Below are 1,726 nucleotides of genomic sequence, written 5' to 3' on the forward strand. Positions count from 1 at the left end.
GCAAATTTTAAATTTAATAAAAGGATAAAATATATAAAATCAAGCAAACCATTCAACAAATCCGCTAAAGCTATAAATTTAAGCCAAGCTTTATCCTATATCTCCCAAATATCGCCCCCCCATATATATAAATTTTTAACAGACACGAATCCAGTCGCCCAATTTACAACCAACTAATTTACAACCAACTAATTTACAACCAACTAATTTACAACCAACTAATTTACAACCAACTAATTTACAACCAACTAATTTACAACCAACTAATTTATAACCAACTAATTTATAACCAACTAATTTATAACCAACTAATTTATAACCAACTAATTTATAACCAACTAATTTATAACCAACTAATTTATAACCAACTAAAGCAATTAAAATAAATAAAAACCAACAAAACAAAAGCTTTTTTACAACCCCTAAACTTATATAAAATCTCGCTACAATTATCTATAAAAATTTTCAAAAATCATCAATTTTTGCTAAACTCTAGCCAAATTTAAACTAAAAAAGGACGAACTTTGAAACTTATAAATTATAAAAATACTATTTATTTAGAATTCTCATCATCATCAAAAACCATAAAAAAATCCCTCAAGCTAGCCTATACAAATAAAAATCTACTTTACGCCACAAATACGCTACTGCCACTATTTCAAAAGCTTCACACCATCGCCACCATCACCTATCCACAACCAAAACAACGCCCCATTAAATCCCTCACATCAACCACCACTCTCAAATCGATTTGTTACGCTGTAATTGTTGAGCTAAAACTACACGCCAAACTCACGACCGTCCATTCGGCCCTATACGCCTACAAACGCATTTTTGACTTCCTCATTGATAAACCAATCCCTTCTTACACTCATAGCGACATCCAGCTAGCCATCTATAAAATGCACCAAAATCTAAGCCCAAAAACTATCCATCTCATCATATCTTATTTAAATTTAGCATTTAAAAAAGCCATCACTCTTAAACTCATCACTCAAAACCCAGTCTTAAATTTAAAAAAGCCTCGCATTAGAAAATCTCACAAAACCCTTTTTAACCCTTATCAAATCTCTACTCTCTTAAGCCACGCTACAGGAGAATTGCAGTTATTTTTGTATATTGCATTCTACACAGGTGCAAGAAGTGGCGAAATCTTAGCCCTCAGCAAAGACGACATACAAAACTCAACAATCAAAATCTCCAAAAACAAAACTCGCTTTGAACTAACAAGCCCTAAAAATGGTAGCTCTCGTATCATCCACGCCCCTAAGCCTCTTTTAAATTTCCTCAAGCAAGCCCTGCCAAACATCCACACCCAGCACATCTTCCAAAGTGATTATTTTCAAATGTATTATAAATTTAAATCTCTTCTAAAATCCCTAAATTTCGTCCCTTGCGGACTTCACATCACCCGCCATTGCTACGCTACACTACTACTTAGCAATAAAGTATCACCAATCTACATCGCTAAAAATTTAGGGCACTCAAATTTAAATGAGATAAATCAAACATACTCTCACTACATATTTGACAAAAAAGATAAAATTTCATTAGAAAAGGCGTTAAAATTTTGAAAAATATAAAGTTTTTATTAAATTTTATTAAGAGATTATTAAATTTTATATTTTTCGATACCTCTTAAAATGGTAATTTATATCAAAATTTTAAAAATTAAACAAAATTTATGATATAATTTTGCCATCATTTTACATAAGGGTATGTAAAG

Annotated in this window: 2 protein-coding genes; one reads left to right on the top strand and one right to left on the bottom strand. The window is 31.2% G+C overall.

Annotation, left to right across the window (positions count from 1 at the left end; all coding sequences use genetic code 11):
* Positions 1–135: 135 nt before the first annotated feature.
* Complete coding sequence (locus tag F1B92_RS08535) at positions 136–405, bottom strand: pentapeptide repeat-containing protein (protein WP_154571420.1); 270 nt, start codon at positions 403–405, stop codon at positions 136–138.
* Between the two features lie 119 nt (positions 406–524).
* On the opposite strand from F1B92_RS08535, the gene F1B92_RS08540 reads away from it, so the two are divergent.
* Entirely contained in the window at positions 525–1,574 is a 1,050-nt protein-coding gene (locus F1B92_RS08540) for a tyrosine-type recombinase/integrase (protein ID WP_154571421.1), read from the top strand.
* The last annotated feature ends 152 nt before the right edge of the window (positions 1,575–1,726 follow it).

This window comes from Campylobacter portucalensis, from assembly GCF_009690845.1.
Lineage (GTDB): Bacteria > Campylobacterota > Campylobacteria > Campylobacterales > Campylobacteraceae > Campylobacter_B > Campylobacter_B portucalensis.